The organism is Methylotenera versatilis 79 (assembly GCF_000384375.1).
Taxonomy (GTDB): domain Bacteria; phylum Pseudomonadota; class Gammaproteobacteria; order Burkholderiales; family Methylophilaceae; genus Methylotenera_A; species Methylotenera_A versatilis_B.
This window is the reverse complement of the sequence record NZ_ARVX01000001.1, coordinates 2,516,092-2,536,299: the sequence shown is the minus strand read 5'-3', so window position 1 is coordinate 2,536,299 and position 20,208 is coordinate 2,516,092. Positions and strand designations below refer to the sequence as shown.

Genomic DNA, 20,208 nt, shown 5'->3' with positions numbered 1-20,208 from the left:
TCAAAATGGCGCGTTGTATTTTAAATGGAATGCTGGTTTTGCCAGAAGGCCAGCTTTAACAAAAATTAGTCAGTAACCTGCTTGATGGTCATCTCGCCTTTAAATAAACGCACATCCATGCGCCCCAAATAACTCATGCCGAGTAACACATCGCCGCCTAATCCCGGTGCAATCATCGCTGACACATTACGCGCCTGAACGCCACCAACTGTCACAGAATCAAGCCGCACCATATAGCCGACGCTATCGCCATTAGCCGTGCTGGTACGCACTGCGGTTAAGCTTTTCAGTTGCAATCTGTCAGCAACCGATTGCGAAATTGCAACACCTGTTGCGCCTGTATCGACTAATACATTCACTTTTTGGCCGTTAATCAATGCTTCTGCACGGTAATGACCATCTAAACCACGTTTTAATATCACTTGATGCGCGTCGTCACCCAAACGCCACATTTTATTGGGGTTTTGAATGTTATCGACCAAATAATAAATACCAAACACCAGACTTAGCCAAATAATGGCGTAGATAATTGAGCTGCGAGACAATTTTTAAGCTTTTTTTGAGTGTTAAGTCTGTTAAAAAGACAGCGCTAAAAAGGTATCGCAACGTGCGGTGCAGCGTTCCAGATTACTTCTCTAAATTGCCCTTGAATACGCAATAATGCGGCTTCAGAATCCGCCTCAAAACGCAACACAATCACTGGCGTTGTGTTGGATGGACGCATCAAACCAAAGCCATCTGCATATTCTACGCGCAGGCCATCAATGGTAATCAGCTCGACCGCGCCTTCGAAAGTGGCAGTTTTTTGTAATTGTGCAATCAACGCATGCGGTTCGCCTTCTTGCATGTGAATGTGCTGCTCAGGCGTGCTGACGCTATCTGGCAGGCTATTTAAAATATCAGATGGATTATCAAATCGGCTTAAAATCTCCAGCATGCGTGCACCTGAATACAAGCCGTCATCAAAGCCGTACCAACGTTTTTTACCATTTTCATCGGCATCATTAAAAAATACGTGTCCGCTCATTTCGCCAGCCAATGCCGCGTTGGTTTCTTTGATTTTCGCTTTAACTAAAGAATGTCCAGTTTTCCACATAATCGGGTCGCCGCCATATTTGCGGATCCATGGGCTTAAATTACGTGTCGATTTCACATCAAAAATAATATGCGCGCCTTTGTTGCGGCTTAACACGTCTTCTGCAAATAACAATAATTGTCGATCTGGATAAATGATGTTGCCATCTTTGGTGACGATGCCCAATCGATCGCCATCGCCATCAAGCGCTAAACCGATTTCGGCGTGATTCGTTTTTAAAAGATTGGTTAAATCGGCCAGATTTTCTGGCACAGAAGGGTCGGGATGGTGATTAGGGAAATGACCATCTACCTCGCAAAATAGCTCATCAACACTGCAACCAATTGTGTTATATAAAGTTTTTGCAAAAGCGCCTGCCACACCATTGCCACAATCTACTGCAATGTGCATCGGTCGCGCTAATTTAATATCCGCTTGAATGGTGGCAATGTAATCAGCAGCGATATCATAATGACGTGTTGTGCCTTCGCCATAACTAAAGTTCTTTTGCTCGATACGCTCACGCAAACTTTGAATAGAAGCGTTGGACAATGTTTCATCTGCCAGCACCATTTTCAAACCATTGTAGTCAGGCGGATTATGGCTACCAGTGACCATCACACCACAATGCGTGTTGAGATGATAAGCTGCAAAATACACCATTGGCGTGGCGACCATGCCAAGATTAACTACATTAATACCAGATTTTCGGATGCCGACCGCCAACGCTTCGGCTAATTCTGGGCCAGATAATCGGCCATCGAAACCAATACAGATCTCGGTTTGCCCACGCTGTTTGGCTTCGCTACCTAATGCATGTCCAATGGATTCTACGATGCTGGGCGTAAGCGTTTTGCCCACAATGCCGCGAATATCGTAGGCTTTAAAGATTTCTTTTGGGATCGCGATGGGATTAGATGTTTGCATAATTTTGGTCAGTAATAAAATAGATGGTTTTTAAATGCGTTGTTAATATTGCTTGATTCTTAAGATTAATTACTATGGTTTATTACCACTTTCAAACTAAGCTTGAATGTGCACAGCCGTGAATTTTAATCTAGCTAGCTTCGTCAATCCAAGCCAATTGAATGGCTTCTAATATCTTTTCGCCGCAACGTTCTGGTTCATCATCAAAACCGTCCAAATCCAGTACCCATTGCATCAAATCGGTAAAGCGAATGGTTTTTGGGTCAACGTCAGGGTGTTTATCGACTAATTCTTCCGCTATTCTTAAGCTATCTGTCCATTTCATTGGCTGTATTCCATATATAAAATTTCACACATAAAAAACTTATTATAGCGCGGCTTGTTTAGTCGATTGTTAAATTCTAATTACAGTGAAATGGTTAAATTGCTATTCCAGCATAGTTAACACTTAAATTAACCTGAAAAATAAGCATGAAATTAAATACAAATACGTGCATAAAAAAAGCCCAGCATCTGATACGTGAAGAGGCTGGGCTAAGAAGCGCTTTGGAGATAGAGCTACATTTATATTCATGCAATACTTATGCCCAATATTTTTATTAATAAAAACAATTACTTATTTTTTTAAGCATTGGTTGCAAGGTTGTAATGCTGCATTTTGTGGTTGTATGTAACCAATTATTACAACCAATTGTATTTTTCACACACTAATCATCGGTCTGGTTATTATGCATAGTTTAAGATGCAGCTACAGCGTGATAAAATAGCCAACTATTTTGTAATACCTTTTCACTTCTTAAATTAGTAGAAAGTTTTAAAGTCATGTTTAGTTATTCCAACAAGCTTGCGATTGCTGATCCAGCACTTGCCACCATGATCGATGCAGAAGTTGTGCGCCAGCATGATCACATTGAGTTAATCGCCTCTGAAAACTACACCAGCCCAGCAGTAATGGAAGCACAAGGCTCACAATTAACCAATAAATATGCAGAAGGTTATCCAGGCAAACGTTTTTACGGCGGTTGCGAGTTTGTGGACCAAGTGGAGCAATTAGCGATTGACCGCTTAAAAGCGTTGTATGGCGCAGAATATGCCAACGTGCAACCGCATTCTGGTTCGCAAGCTAACCAAGCGGTGTATTTTTCTATTCTAAAACCAGGCGATACCGTGATGGGTATGAACTTGGGCCACGGCGGACACTTAACACATGGCTCACCTGCAAATCTATCCGGCAAACTATTCAATATCGTGCCCTACGGTTTGAATGACAAAGAAGAAATCGATTACGACGAGATGGAGCGTATCGCGATTGAATGTAAACCAAAACTATTGATTGGCGGTGCTTCAGCTTACGCCTTACGTTTTGATTGGGCGCGTATGGCTGAAATAGCCAAAAAAGTCGGCGCTTATTTCATGGTCGATATGGCGCATTATTCTGGCTTGATCGCGGCTGGCGTTTATCCAAACCCAGTGCCACATGCCGATTTTGTAACGTCAACCACACATAAAACCTTACGCGGCCCACGCGGCGGTATTATTTTGGCTAAAGCGGAATTTGAAAAATCGATTAATTCAAACGTATTCCCCAGCTTGCAAGGCGGCCCGTTGATGCACGTGATTGCTGCAAAAGCGACTGCTTTCCTTGAAGCCGCGCAACCAGAATTTAAAACCTATCAAGCGCAAGTGATCAAAAATGCGCAAGCGATGGCAGAAACCTTGATAGCGCGTGGCTTGCGTGTAGTGTCTGGCCGCACAGAATCGCACATGTTTATGGTTGATCTCCGTCCAAAAGGTTTAACAGGTAAAGCTGCGGATGCAGCTTTAGGTTTGGCGCATATCACCGTGAATAAAAACGCGATTCCAAACGATCCGGAAAGTCCATTCGTGACTTCAGGTATTCGCATCGGTGCGCCAGCCATCACCACGCGCGGTTTTAAAGAAGAGGAAGCCAGAATCGTGGCGAACCTGATTGCGGACGTGTTGGATAATCCAACAAATGAAGCGTTGATTGCGGCGACTAAAGCGAAAGTGCATGCGTTAACTGCTAACTTTCCCGTTTATGGCGCATAAGTAATCACATCAATGTCTAAACTGAACCGAGTTGGAGTTATTTTTTGCATAATTTATGCGTTAATTATTCTTGCTTGTTTAGCCATGGCATATTCAGCTGGTGAAGATAATAAAGGCGTGTTTGTTTTTTTACAGTTACCGATTGTTTTTCAAATGGCAGCTATACATGAGTTGGGGCTAAGCGTTTTTTTGCGTGAGATTTCTTGGGCTGGTGCATATCTTCTAATTGGGATACCTACTTTTTTATTGCTATATTTTGTTGGATTTTTTATTAATCTTAGCTATTTAAGACTTAAGCGGAGTGTTAATTAATGAAGTGTCCATTTTGTGGCACGGATGATACCCAAGTCATTGATTCTAGAGTCAATGACGAAGGGGATTCTATTCGCCGTCGCCGCAAATGTGGGGCTTGCGATAAACGCTTTACTACTTATGAAACGGCTGAATTACATATGCCGCAAGTGGTGAAACAAAATGGTACGCGCGAAGAATTTAATCGTGAAAAACTGCGCTTATCGTTTACGCGTGCTTTGCATAAACGCCCTGTGCCAACGGAATATGTAGACCGCGCGCTAGATCATATTGTGCAAAAAATGTTGGGCTTGGGCGAGCGAGAAGTCCCCGCGCGCGATTTGGGCGAGAGTGTGATGCAAGAGCTAAAACTAATGGATAAAGTCGCTTATATCCGCTTTGCATCGGTGTATCGAAGTTTTTCAGATGTGGATGACTTTAACAATGTGATTCGCGACTTGTAGCTTAACCTAAATAAATTACCAATAAACGCATCTCAGTTCAATCATCAATCGCAAGTTAACTAATTGAAAGTAATCATTTAATACTATGAAATTTATCAATATTTCTTCTATTGCTTTAGCAGTTTTTACCGTGTTGTTGACGATTGTTTTTTTTACTTGGTGGGCATTTAAAGACAAAGTGGTTTTTGGCTCTGAAAAATTTGATCAGACCAAGTGGATTCAATACGCAACCACTACTGAGCAAGAATGCAAACGCGGGGATATGGCGTTTGATTTACAACAGAATATTTTAATCAAAGGCGCGCCAAAAGAAGCGGTGATGGCATTGTTAGGTCGCCCGAGCTTAGAAGAATCGTTCACTGCAAAAAATAGTGCCATTGAATATGATTTGGGCAAATGTATGCATGTTTATCATGGCCTGCTGATATTTTTTGATGCCAATAATAAGTTAACGCAAAGCCGCATTTCGTCGCATTAGTGATACTTTTAAGTATGAAGTACCTTATGTGCATTAATATGTTTAGGGGACCTCTATAAATTCAAGTTTCTAAGTCAAACAAGGCGCGATATAAAAATAATGACGCCGCATATGTTTGATATGTAAGGAATTATTTTTTATGAGTAACGCTGTGTGACAACGAAAATTGAATTTGTAGAGGTACCCTTTACTGCCAGCGACCATGTTTGGATGACACGTGCGCTAAGGCTGGCAGAGCAGGGTTTGTACACGACCATGCCGAACCCACGCGTGGGTTGTGTGATTGTAAAAGATGGCGTCGTCGTTGGTGAAGGCGCACATTTAAAAGCTGGCGAGCCGCATGCAGAAGTATTTGCCTTGCGTCAGGCAGGCGATATTGCCAAAGGTGCAACAGCTTATGTGACTTTAGAGCCTTGTAGCCACACTGGCCGCACGCCGCCTTGTGCAGAAGCATTAGTAAAAGCAGGTGTAGCAAAAGTGATTGCGGCAATGGTTGACCCTAACCCAATCGTTGCAGGTAGTGGTTTAGCTTATTTACAGGCACACAATATTCAAGTCGCCAGTGGTTTAATGCAAGATCGAGCCTTAGCACTCAATCCCGGTTTTATCTCACGCATGTCACGAAAATTGCCGTATGTACGCTGCAAAATCGCCAGTAGTTTAGATGGCAAAACTGCGCTTAACAACGGCAACAGTCAATGGATTACCAGTGAAGCCGCAAGGCTGGATGTGCAGAAATGGCGTGCGCAATCGTGCGCGATATTAACCGGTATTGGCACGGTTTTAAATGACGACCCTGCAATGACCGTACGCAGCTTGGGCGTTGAACGACAACCATTACGCGTGATTGTAGATAGTCAATTACGTATTTCGCCACAAGCCAAAATTTTACAAGGTGGTCATACTTTAATTGTCTTTGCCCAAGACCCAGAAAATAAAGCCAGTGAATTATTAGCCGCTCGTGCAGAGCTTATATCACTTCCTAATCAACAGAATAAAGTGTGCCTGAAATCACTGTTAAGTCATCTCGCGCACATGCAAATCAATGAAGTGCTAGTCGAGGGTGGGGAAAACCTAAACGGCGCCTTGCTTGCGCAAAACCTGATTGATGAGCTTTTGATCTATTACGCGCCAAAACTGATGGGTAGTGATGCCAAAAGTTTATTCGCCATGCCAGCTTTCTCACAAATGAACCAAGCCATAGCGCTAGATGTGCTTGAATTACGTCAAATTGGCGCTGATATTCGATTGCGCGCTAAACCTGTTTATTCAGCTGTTAATAAACTTTAAGTTAATCAAGAAAACCATCTAAACGGTGTGTAAAATCAGACGATGTTAATTGATACTCACTGCCACTTAGATGCCGCCGAATTTAATACAGATCGCGATGCGGTAACTGCAGATGCCAGTCAGGCAGGCGTGCATAAAATAGTTGTGCCATCTGTCACGCGTGATAATTTCCAAACAGTAATCGATTTAGCGCATCTACGTTCGTCATGTTTCATGGCTTTAGGCATTCACCCTATGTATGTCGACCAAGCGCATCCTAGCGATTTGGTGTTATTAAAACAGTTAATTACCGAACAACTAGCGCATAAAAATCCTAAAATAGTCGCTGTAGGCGAAATCGGTTTAGATTTTTTTGTCACGCAACAAAATCGCGAAACGCAGGAATATTTTTTTGTCGAGCAACTTAAAATCGCACAAACATATGAGTTGCCTGTGATTTTGCATGTGCGGCGTGCGGTGGATGACGTACTAAAGCAATTGCGCCGTCATGTTGTGGTTGGTGGAGTCGCACACGCATTCAATGGCAGCCCGCAGCAGGCAGAAGCATTTATCAAGTTAGGTTTTAAATTGGGCTTTGGTGGCGCGATGACGTATACACGTGCGCTTAAAATTCGTGAATTAGCTAAAAACTTGCCGTTAGAATCGATTGTATTAGAAACCGATTCGCCGGATATTCCGCCAGAATGGATTGGCACAAAGGGCAGAAATAGCCCGAAAGAGCTAATGAAAATCGCAGAAGTATTTGCTGATTTAAGGGGCGTTGAAGTGTCGCAAATCATTGAAATTACAGGCAAAAATGCATTACAAATTTTGCCAAAATTAGCGGGGTTATGCACACCACTTAATGTGCTACATTAACAAATGTAAAAAAAGTGTATAAAACCAACGGCATACCGTAAGTCATTGATTTTATTGAGTTAAAAAATAGATTAAAAAATGAACTTTTCTAAAAAAGCCTTATAAATTGGTAGGTTACACTTTTAAGACACAGCAATCCACAAAGTTATCCACAGATTTTGTGGATGGAAAACTGTAAAAAATAAAACAAAAAAAATTGCAAGAAATTTATTCATAATTATTTATACTATTTAACGATTTAATATCAATAAAAAGTTATATTAATCTTGCAATTTAATCGTAAGCCATATTTTAATTAGATTGAGAACAATGAAAGTTGCTCAACAACCGTTTCGAACAATTTGGCCAAGTCCGCGCTGCAAATTTGTGCAGATTGTTGATCAAACGCAATTGCCATTTGCATTTCAAATCTTAGCAATTTACTCACTAGAACAAATGATTCACGCGATTAAAACTATGCAAGTGCGTGGCGCGCCGTTAATTGGTGCTGCGGCAGCTTATGGCATGGCGTTGGCGATGCTGGAAGATGAATCGGATGCTTATTTAGTTAACGCAGCAGAAATGCTCAAAAATAGTCGCCCGACAGCCGTTAACTTAGCTTGGGCAGTGAATCGCATGGTGTCACTTTTACAAGCAACGCCGCAAAATAGGCGCAATATCACTGCCTGGCGAGAGGCAGCAAATATTGCAGAAGAAGATGTAACCCAAAACCAATCAATCGGCCAACATGGATTAGCGTTAATTAAAGCGCAAATTGAGTTGAAGCGACAAGATAATCCAAAACACACACAATCATTCAATATTTTGACACATTGCAATGCGGGTTGGCTGGCAACTGTGGATTTCGGCACCGCGTTATCGCCCATTTACGCGGCGCACGATGCGGGTTTGAATGTGCATGTGTGGGTAGATGAAACGCGGCCACGCAATCAGGGTGCAGCGCTAACCGCTTGGGAGTTGGCGCAACACGGCGTTCCGCATACGGTGATTAGCGATAATGCCGGTGGACATTTGATGCAACAAGGTTTGGTCGATATGGTGATTGTGGGCGCAGATCGCGTGACAGCCAATGGTGATGTATGCAATAAAATCGGCACTTATTTAAAAGCTTTGGCGGCGTTTGATAATCACGTTCAATTTTACGCCGCAGTGCCTAGTCCAACGATTGATTGGACAATAACCGATTACAAGCAAATTGAAATCGAAGAACGCGATAGTGATGAAGTGCGTTTTATACAAGGCTTGGCGACGGATGGCAGCATACAAAAGGTAAGATTGATGCCAGTTGAATCAAAAGCCGCCAATCCTGCTTTTGATATCACGCCTGCCAGATTGGTGACAGGGATTATTACTGAAAAGGGCATATTTTCGCCTGATGATTTGCGTCAAATACTTTCGCCGAATGCTTAATTAAGGTGGACAAATAAATGATCGATAAAAATCGCAGAAGTTTAATGTTAGCCGCTACAGCTACCGCGGCTTTGGGTGTGTTTGGTTTAGGCGCAACGCGCCTAGCAAAAACAAATAAAAAAATCCCCGTTGCAAATGCGCAGTTTGGTATTAATTTAGCAGGTGTAGCAGATTGGTCTAGCGAATTTCCATTTGTGGATTTATTCAAACAATCGCGCGCATGGTTTGTAGAAGGCAAACAGCCTGCTGAGGCTCGCTTAAACCTAGATGCAGATGGCTGGGTAACACAATTGCCGCTTGGTACGGTTGCTTCAACTATCATTAGCGTGCTGGGGAATAGCCATTTTCCCAGTGGCGATTATGTGATTTTATATGAAGGAGAGGGCGTGATTAAAGTGCCTAATCATGACTATAAATCCATCAAGCCAGGGCGAATAGTCGTCAATGTCAATGGTGAAAAAGGTATTTTCCGACTCGATATCAGCAAACTTAACACTCAAAATTACCTCAAAAATATTCGCGTAGTACCAATCGCGCACGAAGAAACTTATCAGCAGAACCGCTGGAATCCAACTTTTTTAGCACGCTGGTCGGGTGTGGCTTGTTTAAGGTTTATGGATTGGATGAATACCAATAACTCTCAATTGGTGGCTTGGAAAGATCGCGCTAAACCTTCAGATGCAAGCTTTACGATGAATGGCGTTCCTTTGGAGTGGCTGGTCGATTTAGCGAATCAGCAAAATTGCGATGCTTGGTTTTGTATGCCGCACAAAGCTGATGATGATTATATAAAGCAATTTGCACTATATGTGAAAGAGCATTTAAAGCCGGAATTACACGCTTGGGTAGAAAATTCTAATGAAGTTTGGAACGGTGGATTTCAACAACATAAAGACGCTGTTATAGCTGGCCAACGTTTAAATCTTTCGCAAGACTCTGGGGAGGCTGCGTTGCGCTATTACGCTTCTCGCTCTGTACAGATTTTTAAAATTTGGACAGACGTTTATAAAGGACATGACCGATTCGTCAGAGTTTTAGCTGCACAAGCGGCTTATTCGCCTGTAGCGGAAGAGATTCTCGCCTTTCAGAATGCCGCTAGTGATGCAGATGTATTAGCAATCGCGCCATATGTTTCTTTTAATGTGCCTGCAAAAGATGAAAAAGGTTTAGACGATAAATTAGTGAGTGCATGGAATTTAGATCAATTATTTGAACATCTCAATAAAGTTTCTTTACCCGAATCGATACAATGGGTAAAAAACAATAAAAAAGTCGCTGATGATTATGGGCTTAAATTAGTGGCTTATGAAGCAGGTCAGCATTTGGTGGGTGTTGGCGGCGGCGAGAATAACGAACGTTTGAATAATTTATTTTATAGCGCCAATGCAGATGCGCGTATGGGCGATATTTACACCAAAAGTTTGATGATGTGGGCGCAAAATGGTGGTGATTTGACCTGTAGTTTCAACAGTGTTGGTGCTTGGTCTAAATGGGGTAGTTGGGGCTTACTGCAAAATCATGACGATGCGCCATCAAGCTCGCCAAAATTTGTGGCAAGTGTTAAATGGGCGATTTCACGCGGACAAAAAATGGCGATTTGATTGCTGAAAATGATTCTAAGTATGCAAGTATCTCGACAACAATTATTCATTATCAGCCAAAAGTTGGGTCAGCTCGGCTTAAATAAAGGCACATCAGGCAACGTAAGTGTACGACTAGGTCAAGATTGCGGAAGTGGTTTTCTAGTGACACCAAGCGGTATAAACATCGAAGAAATGACACCAGAAAGCATGGTGCATATGCAGTTTGATGGCAGTTTTGAGCAAAGCAAAAAGCCGTCATCAGAATGGCGTTTTCACCGTGATATTTTAGCTGGCCGCCCAGATATAAACGCGGTTATTCACACCCACAGTATGTTTGCCACCACGCTTGCCTGCTTGCACAAAAGTATTCCAGCATTTCACTACATGATAGCGGTTGCCGGCAGTGATAATATTCGTTGCGCGCCATATGTCTTATTTGGCTCTCAACAATTGTCTGACAGTGCGCTAACGGCCTTAATTGACCGTAAAGCCTGCCTGTTAGCGAATCACGGCATGATTGCGTTAGGACATGATTTGGATGATGCGCTAGCAGTGGCGGTAGAAGTAGAAAATCTATGTGAGCAATATTGGCGGATTTTGCAAGTTAACTCTAATCCGCCAATATTAAATGAAGCCGAAATGCGCGAAGTGTTTCAGCAGTTTAAGGGTTATGGGAAGTGGTCTATTAAATAAACTAATACAGCGTTAGGTTTCAGTAGGGTTAGCCCAAGTTAGAGATTCTTGCAATTCATTCTCGGTATTAACAACTCCAGTACAGTCGAAATAATATTCGAATTTTCAATCGAAATACCGACTTTTCTAAACCCAACTCGCTGATTTTTTGACTAAAATATAGTGTTAAGTATTCTTTTACTTAGGAAACTTTTTATCCTAAAAACAGCCATTTAATTCGTGTTTTTTGATAGTTTTCACCCGTTTGTTTGCAAACCCAACATTGTTATTCTACTGCCTTTGCGGTAAAATTTGTTCCCGTCTGTAAGCTAATTCTTGGCTTGCCATTAAGTGTAAAGCGTCTTGTAAATGACCAAATATGTATTCGTCACTGGCGGTGTTGTTTCTTCTCTCGGTAAAGGTATCGCCGCAGCCAGTCTAGGCGCAATTTTAGAATCGCGTGGTATCAAAGTTACCATGCTCAAGTTAGATCCCTATATTAACGTTGACCCCGGCACCATGTCGCCATTCCAGCACGGTGAAGTTTTTGTGACCGATGACGGCGCTGAAACTGATTTGGATTTGGGCCATTACGAGCGATTTATTTCGCAGCGCATGGGCAAGCGTAATAACTTCACCACTGGCCAAATCTACGAAACTGTGATTAAAAAAGAACGTCGCGGCGAATATTTAGGTAAAACTGTACAGGTGATTCCACATATCACCGATGAGATTAAAACGCACATTAAACGCGGCGCTGAAGGCGCAGATGTGGCGATTGTAGAAGTTGGCGGTACGGTGGGTGATATTGAATCGTTACCATTTTTAGAAGCGATTCGCCAAATGGGTTTTGAAGAAGGCAAAACGAATGCCTGTTACATCCATTTAACGTTATTACCTTGGATCGCGGCCGCTGGTGAGTTAAAAACCAAACCGACGCAACATTCTGTCAAAGAGTTACGCGAAATCGGCATTCAACCTGACATTTTGCTTTGTCGCGCTGATCGCAACATTCCAGACGAAGAGCGCAAAAAAATCGCCTTGTTTACCAATGTGGCGCCAGAAGCGGTCATCAGCGCAATCGATGCTGACTCTATTTATAAGATTCCTGGATTGTTACATGACCAAATGCTGGATGAAATTGTCTGTCATAAATTAAATATTTTGGCTAAAGCGGCTGATTTATCTAGCTGGGAAAAAATCTCTTTTGCACTTGCCAACCCTAAACATTTGGTCAACGTTGCCTTTGTGGGTAAATATGTAGATTTAACCGAATCATATAAGTCACTTACTGAGGCCTTGATTCATGCGGGTATTCACACCGAATCAAAAGTGAAAATCCACTATATTGATAGTGAAGATATTGAACAAAATGGTACTGCTAAATTAGAGGCGATGGATGCGATTCTGATTCCTGGCGGTTTTGGTGTACGCGGCACAGAAGGCAAAATTGCCGCGATTCAATATGCGCGTGAAAATAAAATCCCTTACTTGGGTATTTGCTTAGGTATGCAATTAGCGGTAATTGAGTTTGCGCGCAACGTGGCACATTTAAAGGATGCAAACAGTACTGAATTTAATGCAGATACACCGCACAAGCTAATTGGCTTGATTGATGAATGGCAAGATGCATCTGGCAAAATCGAAAAGCGCGATGAGAACTCTGACCTTGGCGGTACTATGCGTTTAGGCGCACAAGCTTGCCCGACTGTAGAAAACACCTTGGCTGCAAGTATCTATGGAGCACAAGTGAATGAGCGTCATCGCCATCGTTATGAAGTGAATAATCATTATGTAGAGCAGCTTAAAAAAGCGGGCTTGGTTGTTTCTGCACGCACATTAGGCGAAGATTTATGTGAAATGATTGAGTTGCCAAAAGCGACACATCCTTGGTTTGTGGCCTGTCAATTCCACCCAGAATTTACTTCTAATCCACGTGCTGGGCATCCGTTATTTAAAGCATATGTGCAAGCTGCTTTAGACAATAAAGCAAAAGTTTAAAAAGGCCACCAGATGAAACTATGTAATTTTGATGTAGGTCTTGAGCATCCATTATTTTTAATCGCTGGTCCTTGTGTGATTGAATCACGCGAGTTTGCGATTGAAACAGCCGGTAAGCTGAAAGAAATCGCAGAAAAAGTGGGTATTCCTTTCATCTATAAATCGTCTTACGACAAAGCAAATCGCAGCTCTACCAAGACTTTTCGCGGGTTTGGTATGGATGAAGGTTTGCGGATTTTAGACGAAGTAAGAAGCCAAATTGGTGTGCCAGTATTAACCGATGTGCATACTACAGAGCAAGTGCCGCATGTGGCAGCAGTGGTGGACGTATTGCAAACACCAGCATTCTTGTGCCGCCAAACCGATTTTATCGTGGCAGTGGCGACTTGTGGTAAGCCAGTGAATATCAAAAAAGGCCAGTTTTTAGCGCCGCACGATATGTTGCAAGTGGTGAATAAAGCCAAAGAGGCAAATGGTAATCAAGATACGATTATGGTGTGTGAGCGTGGCGCGAGCTTTGGTTATAATACGTTGATATCTGATATGCGCGGGCTGGCGATTATGCGTGAAACCAATTGTCCAGTAGTGTTTGACGCGACTCACTCCGTGCAGCAACCAGGTGGTCAAGGTGATAAAAGCGGCGGGCAACGCGAGCATGTACCAGTGTTGTCACGTGCTGCGGTAGCTAGCGGTATTGCCGGCATCTTTATGGAAACCCATCCAGACCCAAGCAAAGCCTTGTCGGATGGCCCAAATGCTTGGCCGCTGGGTAAAATGGAAGACTTACTGCATTTGTTGGTTGACATGGATAGATTGGTCAAAAAATCAGGCTTTATTGAATCGACGCTTTAACAGTTAAGTATTTGAATAATTAATTAAATTTAGGATTAAACATGAGCGCAATTGTAGATATTATCAGTCGTGAAATTTTAGATTCACGTGGCAACCCAACAGTTGAATGTGATGTACTGCTAGAAAGCGGTGTCATCGGCCGCGCGGCAGTGCCATCGGGTGCATCTACGGGTGCGAAAGAAGCAATGGAATTGCGTGATGGCGATTCAGACCGCTATCTAGGCAAAGGCGTATTGCAAGCGGTTGAAAACGTGAATACCGAAATCACTGAAGCGATCATTGGTTTGGATTGCGAAGAGCAAAGTTTTATTGATAAAACCTTGATTGAGCTGGATGGCACTGAAAATAAAGACCGTTTAGGTGCAAATGCGTTATTAGCGGTTTCAATGGCCTGTGCGCGTGCGGCGGCAGAAGAAAGTGGTTTGCCTTTGTACCGTTATTTAGGCGGTTCTGGCTCTATGCAATTGCCCACACCGATGATGAATATTATTAACGGCGGCGCACATGCGGATAACTCTGTTGATATGCAAGAGTTCATGATTATTCCAGCTGGCTTGCCAACCTTCAGAGAAGCCTTGCGTTGTGGTGCAGAAGTGTTCCATCAGTTAAAGAAAACGCTACATAAAAAAGGTTTAGCAACGACAGTAGGCGATGAGGGCGGTTTTGCACCAAATTTAGCCAGTAACGAAGATGCAATCAAACTGATTTTGGAGTCAATTTCTGATGCTGGTTACGAGCCTGGCAAAGACGTTTATCTTGGCCTAGATTGCGCCAGTACCGAGTTTTATAAAGATGGTAAATATCATTTGGAATCAGAAGGTTTGTCGCTGAGTTCTGCACAATTTACCGATTACCTAGCCACTTGGGTGGATAAATATCCGATCATCAGCATTGAAGATGGCATGGGCGAATTTGACTGGGATGGTTGGGATATCTTAACTAAACGCTTAGGCAAAACCACGCAATTAGTCGGTGACGATCTATTTGTGACCAACTCTAAAATCTTGCGTGAAGGTATTAAACGTGGCGTAGCAAACTCCGTGTTGATTAAAGTAAATCAAATCGGTACGTTAACAGAGACATTCCAAACCATTGAAATGGCGAAACGTGCAGGTTATACGGCTGTTGTATCACATCGTTCTGGTGAAACAGAAGATACGACAATCGCTGATATTTCAGTAGCGACAAATGCATTGCAAATTAAAACTGGTTCGTTATGCCGTAGTGAACGTATTGCCAAATATAACCAATTGTTGCGCATTGAAGAAGAGTTGGGTGATGCGACGAGTTATGCCGGTATGGGCGCCTTTTACCAATTGTTCAAGTAATTTCAAATGCAATCGAGCCAATACGTTGTTGCATTAGCTTGCCGTACAAAATGTACTGTCTGCGCTAATGCGCCTAGTCTTGGCTCAATTGCAATCAAAATTGAATGGATACTGCCATTCAATAAAGGTTTGTTTTGAAAGCGTTAACACTTGTTTTTGTTGTATTAATCGCTTTGTTGCAGTATCCGCTATGGCTGGGGAAAGGCAGTTGGTTGCGTGTTTGGAATGTGAATCAGCAGATTAGCAGCCAAAAAGAAAAGAATAAAACGCTCAAGCAACGCAATGAAACTTTAAGTGCCGAAGTGCGCGATTTAAAACAAGGTAATGCGGCGATTGAAGAGCGCGCGCGTAGCGAGTTGGGCATGATTAAAGAAGATGAAGTGTTTTATCAAGTGATTGATCAACCATTTCCGATTGCTCAACCCAATCAATTACCAGAAGTTTCACCAATTCCAGAAACGCCAATTACTAATCCCACAGTAAGCACAACTGTAATAGCACCTTCAGCATCAACACAAGCGGTAACGCCAGATAAGACTACGCCTTAACTTACTCGAGCAAATTATCCAGTAAAGAAGGTTCATCATTCAAAGCGTAAGGCAGCGGTTTAATATTAATGGCAGAGTCTTGCCAAGTCAGATTACCTGCTTGTTTTGCTTCAATTCTCAGTTCTATTAATGCATCAAATCCAGCTTCATCATTCGGTGCAATACGCACAATCTGACCTATATCATTATTCGTAGCATCCAACACCTTGTCGCCCTCAACTGGCGCGGTACTTGATTGAATGCTCGCCAAATAAGTACGGCGTTTTACTTTACCCAAATAATGCATACGCGCGACGATTTCTTGGCCGGTGTAACAACCTTTTTTAAAGTTAATACCATTTAAAATATCTAAATTGAGCATTTGCGGCACAAATTGTTCTTGGGTTTTAGCTGATACATCAGGAATACCACTTTGAATATCTAGCCAATCCCAGCATGGCTTTCCAACTAGCTGGCAATTCACTTTAAGCGCATTGAATAGAATGGGCGCGTTGATAGCATCAGTAAAAATCTGAAAGCGCGTATGGCCGGCAATCGTTGGTAGTTTTAAGATTGCGCCATTATCCAAACTCACCAATTCATAATCTTGTGTGGGAATTTGACTGAAAAAAGGTGTTAACAATGCAGCAGAATCGGGGCCATTTATGCCAAATTTGATAATCGTTTCAGATACATCTTTGATTTCTACTTTGCTACGCATCACATACATTTTCAGTCGCTTCATAATCGGTTCTAGCAGCGCGCGATTGAATTGTAAATGTAGATGGTCATCATGTGAAAATGCCAAAAACAATGCCAGCAATCGTCCTTTTGGCGTGCAATACCCACTGTAGTGAGCAATATTATTGGTCACCAGCAATTTCACATCATTAGTCACTTGGCCTTGTAAAAAGCTTACTGCTTCAGCGCCACCAAGTTCTAACAGGCCAAGATGCGTTAAATCGCACAAAGTATGCACACTTTTTGTGGCAACTATTTCGCTCTTAATATTACTTTCGCTTAAAACTTGGTTTTCGCCTTGCGATTTACTACCATTTTGCGTGTTAACAAAATGACTCACCGCGCCATCCGCGATAACTGCGCCATGTTCTACTAATCCTAATTGCCATTCTGATGCCGTCATGCGATTATTTGCCTTGTTTAATCACACTTAAAAGTGTGTTTGTAATGAAGTGTGCTTTATAAAAAACCTTATAAATCTAACAAAAAACGATTGCTATGAAACCTGTTTTAAAAAAATCGATTGTGCTACAACTCTCGCCTTCACCTCTATTATTGGGTTTGTTGGCGCTAGTTGCAACCGCCAGCGCGACGATTATTTTAGTCGCGCCAATAATATTGCCGATTAAGTTTGCCATTTTTGTATTGATTATTGCGTCGACAGCTTATTTTATAGGGCGAGATGCGCTGCTGATGTTGCCTTGGTCTTGGCAAACTATTGAGATTGATGTGCAGGGCAATTTAAAGTTAACCAATAAAAAGCAGCAAGAATTCAAGCCACAATTAGCGATAACAAGTTTTACACATCAACATTTAACGATATTGAATTTTAAAAGAAACGGCTTGAAAAAAACGTTGCCGCCAGTATTATTATTGCCTAATTTTATAGAGAAAGATGATTGCGAATTGGCAGAAAAGGATGCGTTAAGGCGCTTGCGTGTGTGGGTGCGCTTATTCAAGCACGACAAATAATCACATAATGATGGCTACATAATCAAGTCTGTCGATAAAATCAAGAAAGTTTAGACAAGCCTGTCGTTTGACGTTTTCTACGCGCCAGCCATTTTTTCCATAAATTTTTGGTTTCTTGCACTGGATGTTTTGGCAAATAAGCCGCTAAAAAGAATAAGCCAGATAAACCTGCAAAACTCCATTTCAATTCAAATTGGGTTTTATCGCGACGTGCTGGCGGTTGATTTTTCATGGCAGATAACACCCGTTGTACGCTGTCACCATTGATATATTTTGCATTGATTTCTTTGGTCACGGATTGCAAATATTTTTCATCCAGTTTAGATAAGTATCGATCGCTAGTGCCACTGGCAATGCTGTCATTACGAACACCGATATTGGATTCGGAAATTTGTGCAACCCCTGGCTGCAAGGCAAAACTTTCGTTAGACCAGTAACCAATCACTTGATTATGTTCATCTAATTTAGGAATCGCAGTGCCTTTTTCGCTGCCGACACCAACGAAAAGCCAGTCTTTTGCACCTTGAAAATCCGTTAAGTCACGCGTATTAAACGCATGTAAAAAAGGTGTTTCTTCCCCATCGGTAAAGTAAACCACTTGCGCGGTTTCTGGAAAACTACGGATTAATCGTGCCAATGTCGCTAAACTTTCACGAATACGGCTATTGCCAGACCAGCCTGTGCGCCAATCTAAATGGTCAATCGTGTCTTCAATGGCGGCGAAGTTTTCGCAAACTTCAATGGGCGTGTACAGTGCAGCCACGCTAACGCCAGCGAATAAACCAACGCCCACTTGAGTGCCGCAGGGCATTTCGCCAATAATCCGGTGCATCAAATATTGCTGGTATTGCATGCGCGTAACAGGTTTGCCATTGATGCTTTCATCCACCACATTCATGCTTTGTGAAATATCCGCCACCAATAAATAGCTATAAATATCGCGTTTAATCGGCACAGTTGGTTTAAATAGTGCAATCAATAGCAAAATCAAAGCTATCGTTAGCAAGCTAATGTCACGGCGGTGGCGGAAATAATTGAATATTTTTTTCATGGTATTTTAAGTGTTAACTCTGTGACTTAAATTTCAAGACTTAATTACAACACTTTAAGGCAAACCAACTGGAATATTGCCCATAATCAGCCCTGGAGTATCAGATTCACCCACGCCTGGCGTTGGCGTTCCTGGCAGCATAGTCAACAAGCGGTCTAAGTTGTGGCGCGCATCCCAATGGCTATTTTCTGCTTTTAACGATGATACATAAGCAGTTTTCGCTTGGCGAATCAAATACTCTGCCTCATCGCGTACGGTACTATTCGTTCCATTAATCGCTAATCCACGTAAAAAGAAGATATTGCCGATATTGTAATTAACCGCTGATTTTTGTGATGCATTCGCATTCGGCAAAGTTTGGCTAAATAACAAAGTGGCTTCTTTATAACGTTCTTTTTTTGCCAGATAAAGCGCAGTGGCAAATTTGGCTTCAAAGCTTTGTTTATCTGTCTTTGGCGTTTTTCCTAAACTAACGGCTTGATTAAACTCATCAATTTGATTAATTCGATTGAACGTATAAACGCTTGCAAGCAAGCAAACTAAGCTTAAAAACACTAAAAACCAAGTGAGTTTTTTAACCGTCAATAAAGATCGAATATCCAATTTCATACGTGCCTCATAGGTCTAATTTAGTTGCTTATTTCCAAGTTTTTACTTCTATATATTTCACGCCCAGCAATAACGCAATCATGATTGCGGCAATCGTAAAACATAGCGTTGAAAAATCTTTGCCAGGAATCTTATGTAGATATTTAATCGGTTTTTTCTCTTTACGATTAATGTCATCAATCGCCAATTGCAAGGTTTTTGGGTCTTCTGCCTCATAGGCATTAAATGGTGTTTTAAAAGTTTTAAAAAAATCATGTAACTCAATTTCAGGTGGCAAAGGCTGGTCTTCCTGCGGTTTGTAGTTTTGATCAAAAATACTCAAGCCGCCTGGTTGTCGCAACACAATCCAATATAAACTTAAATGCATGCGGTCAAACCAGTCTTTGATTTTTTGTTGCGTATTGGCATCAATACGGCCAGCGCCATCCGATAACAAAATCACCGCGCGGGAGCCAGAATCGGGCACTTTATCAAACAAGCCAGCAGCTGATGTTAAACCACTACCGATATTAGTTTGAAATAATGCATTACCAGCAGTGGCACGCACCGCAGCCACAATCGCCTCTTTATTTTCAGTTAATGGCAACACATACATGGCGGAGTTACTAAAGGTAATCATGCCTAGCATATCGTTTTGACGAGATTGCACAAATTGGGTGATTAATCGACTGGCAGCGGCCGATTTTGTTTCGCCAATAGTGGTGGCCGTTGAGCCGGAAAATGGATCATCCATACTCGCGCTACGATCTAATACCAACGTGATTTGTGCGCCAACGCCGATACGTTCAACCAATTGTTGATTGCTATGCGGCGCGCTTAAACCCAGAATAATAAAGGTGAGAATCAGCACGGCTAATATTTTCAGAATTAGGCCAATCAAATCCGAAAGTGGATCTGCTGGTAGCATATCTAACCAAGAATAGCTTTTGCTGTGCGCGCGCTGAAATAGTAATGGCAATATCGCCAGCGGTAATAACCACAACATCCAAGGGTGAGAAAAAGCCATCTT

At 42.2% G+C, this 20,208-nt stretch carries 21 protein-coding genes; 14 read left to right on the top strand and 7 right to left on the bottom strand.

What is annotated here, in order from left to right; all coding sequences use genetic code 11:
* Positions 1–65: 65 nt before the first annotated feature.
* The 3 genes from METVE_RS0112230 to iscX all read right to left on the bottom strand — a co-directional run bounded on the left by METVE_RS0112230 (position 66) and on the right by iscX (position 2,327).
* Positions 66–545, bottom strand: a complete 480-nt coding sequence (locus tag METVE_RS0112230) for a retropepsin-like aspartic protease family protein (RefSeq protein WP_020168779.1) — start codon at positions 543–545, stop codon at positions 66–68.
* A gap of 44 nt (positions 546–589) precedes the next feature.
* Positions 590–2,002 (bottom strand): phosphomannomutase/phosphoglucomutase, encoded by a 1,413-nt coding sequence (locus METVE_RS0112225; protein ID WP_020168778.1) that lies wholly within the window; start codon positions 2,000–2,002, stop codon positions 590–592.
* Positions 2,003–2,132: 130 nt separating this feature from the next.
* Positions 2,133–2,327 carry a Fe-S cluster assembly protein IscX gene (gene iscX / locus METVE_RS0112220; RefSeq protein ID WP_020168777.1) on the bottom strand — a complete coding sequence of 65 codons (195 nt, stop codon included), beginning with the start codon at positions 2,325–2,327 and terminating at the stop codon, positions 2,133–2,135.
* Positions 2,328–2,824: 497 nt separating this feature from the next.
* Here iscX and glyA point away from each other — a divergent pair, with 497 nt between their 5' ends.
* The 13 genes from glyA (at position 2,825) to ftsB (ending at position 15,847) form a co-directional block, all read left to right on the top strand.
* A complete protein-coding gene (glyA, locus tag METVE_RS0112215) occupies positions 2,825–4,072 on the top strand; it encodes a serine hydroxymethyltransferase (protein ID WP_020168776.1) in 1,248 nt (415 codons plus the stop codon).
* Between the two features lie 12 nt (positions 4,073–4,084).
* Positions 4,085–4,384: a hypothetical protein gene (locus METVE_RS0112210; RefSeq protein WP_020168775.1), complete on the top strand. Its 300-nt coding sequence runs from the start codon at positions 4,085–4,087 to the stop codon at positions 4,382–4,384.
* Complete coding sequence (gene nrdR, locus METVE_RS0112205; RefSeq protein ID WP_020168774.1) at positions 4,384–4,827, top strand: transcriptional regulator NrdR; 444 nt, start codon at positions 4,384–4,386, stop codon at positions 4,825–4,827. Before METVE_RS0112210 ends, nrdR begins: the two co-directional genes overlap by 1 nt.
* Positions 4,828–4,912: 85 nt before the next feature.
* Positions 4,913–5,305, top strand: a complete 393-nt coding sequence (locus METVE_RS0112200; RefSeq protein ID WP_020168773.1) for a hypothetical protein — start codon at positions 4,913–4,915, stop codon at positions 5,303–5,305.
* A gap of 153 nt (positions 5,306–5,458) precedes the next feature.
* On the top strand, positions 5,459–6,595 hold the full coding sequence (ribD, locus tag METVE_RS0112195; RefSeq protein ID WP_020168772.1) for a bifunctional diaminohydroxyphosphoribosylaminopyrimidine deaminase/5-amino-6-(5-phosphoribosylamino)uracil reductase RibD: 1,137 nt from the start codon (positions 5,459–5,461) through the stop codon (positions 6,593–6,595).
* Positions 6,596–6,637: 42 nt separating this feature from the next.
* A complete protein-coding gene (locus METVE_RS0112190; RefSeq protein WP_020168771.1) occupies positions 6,638–7,453 on the top strand; it encodes a TatD family hydrolase in 816 nt (271 codons plus the stop codon).
* 309 nt (positions 7,454–7,762) lie between these two features.
* Positions 7,763–8,863 (top strand): S-methyl-5-thioribose-1-phosphate isomerase, encoded by a 1,101-nt coding sequence (mtnA, locus tag METVE_RS0112185; RefSeq protein WP_020168770.1) that lies wholly within the window; start codon positions 7,763–7,765, stop codon positions 8,861–8,863.
* A 17-nt stretch (positions 8,864–8,880) separates the two neighbouring features.
* On the top strand, positions 8,881–10,464 hold the full coding sequence (locus METVE_RS0112180) for a hypothetical protein (RefSeq protein ID WP_020168769.1): 1,584 nt from the start codon (positions 8,881–8,883) through the stop codon (positions 10,462–10,464).
* A gap of 21 nt (positions 10,465–10,485) precedes the next feature.
* Positions 10,486–11,139, top strand: a complete 654-nt coding sequence (locus tag METVE_RS0112175; protein ID WP_026362129.1) for a class II aldolase/adducin family protein — start codon at positions 10,486–10,488, stop codon at positions 11,137–11,139.
* A gap of 348 nt (positions 11,140–11,487) precedes the next feature.
* Positions 11,488–13,119, top strand: coding sequence for a CTP synthase (locus tag METVE_RS0112170; RefSeq protein WP_020168768.1), 1,632 nt, complete (start codon positions 11,488–11,490; stop codon positions 13,117–13,119).
* Between the two features lie 12 nt (positions 13,120–13,131).
* Positions 13,132–13,971, top strand: a complete 840-nt coding sequence (gene kdsA, locus METVE_RS0112165) for a 3-deoxy-8-phosphooctulonate synthase (RefSeq protein ID WP_020168767.1) — start codon at positions 13,132–13,134, stop codon at positions 13,969–13,971.
* A gap of 41 nt (positions 13,972–14,012) precedes the next feature.
* Entirely contained in the window at positions 14,013–15,299 is a 1,287-nt protein-coding gene (gene eno / locus METVE_RS0112160; RefSeq protein WP_020168766.1) for a phosphopyruvate hydratase, read from the top strand.
* A gap of 134 nt (positions 15,300–15,433) precedes the next feature.
* Positions 15,434–15,847: a cell division protein FtsB gene (ftsB, locus tag METVE_RS0112150; protein WP_020168764.1), complete on the top strand. Its 414-nt coding sequence runs from the start codon at positions 15,434–15,436 to the stop codon at positions 15,845–15,847.
* 1 nt (position 15,848) lies between these two features.
* Here the strand turns inward: ftsB and ygfZ are convergent, their stop codons facing one another.
* Positions 15,849–16,970: a CAF17-like 4Fe-4S cluster assembly/insertion protein YgfZ gene (gene ygfZ, locus METVE_RS0112145; protein ID WP_020168763.1), complete on the bottom strand. Its 1,122-nt coding sequence runs from the start codon at positions 16,968–16,970 to the stop codon at positions 15,849–15,851.
* Between the two features lie 95 nt (positions 16,971–17,065).
* Here ygfZ and METVE_RS0112140 point away from each other — a divergent pair, with 95 nt between their 5' ends.
* Entirely contained in the window at positions 17,066–17,539 is a 474-nt protein-coding gene (locus METVE_RS0112140; RefSeq protein ID WP_020168762.1) for a hypothetical protein, read from the top strand.
* A 40-nt stretch (positions 17,540–17,579) separates the two neighbouring features.
* Here the strand turns inward: METVE_RS0112140 and METVE_RS0112135 are convergent, their stop codons facing one another.
* Genes METVE_RS0112135 through METVE_RS0112125 form a run of 3 tightly spaced genes read right to left on the bottom strand, consistent with a single transcriptional unit; the run spans position 17,580 to position 20,205 of the window.
* Positions 17,580–18,590 carry a vWA domain-containing protein gene (locus tag METVE_RS0112135; RefSeq protein ID WP_020168761.1) on the bottom strand — a complete coding sequence of 337 codons (1,011 nt, stop codon included), beginning with the start codon at positions 18,588–18,590 and terminating at the stop codon, positions 17,580–17,582.
* A 54-nt stretch (positions 18,591–18,644) separates the two neighbouring features.
* Positions 18,645–19,199: a hypothetical protein gene (locus tag METVE_RS0112130; RefSeq protein WP_020168760.1), complete on the bottom strand. Its 555-nt coding sequence runs from the start codon at positions 19,197–19,199 to the stop codon at positions 18,645–18,647.
* A 28-nt stretch (positions 19,200–19,227) separates the two neighbouring features.
* A complete protein-coding gene (locus tag METVE_RS0112125) occupies positions 19,228–20,205 on the bottom strand; it encodes a vWA domain-containing protein (RefSeq protein ID WP_020168759.1) in 978 nt (325 codons plus the stop codon).
* Between the last annotated feature and the right edge of the window lie 3 nt (positions 20,206–20,208).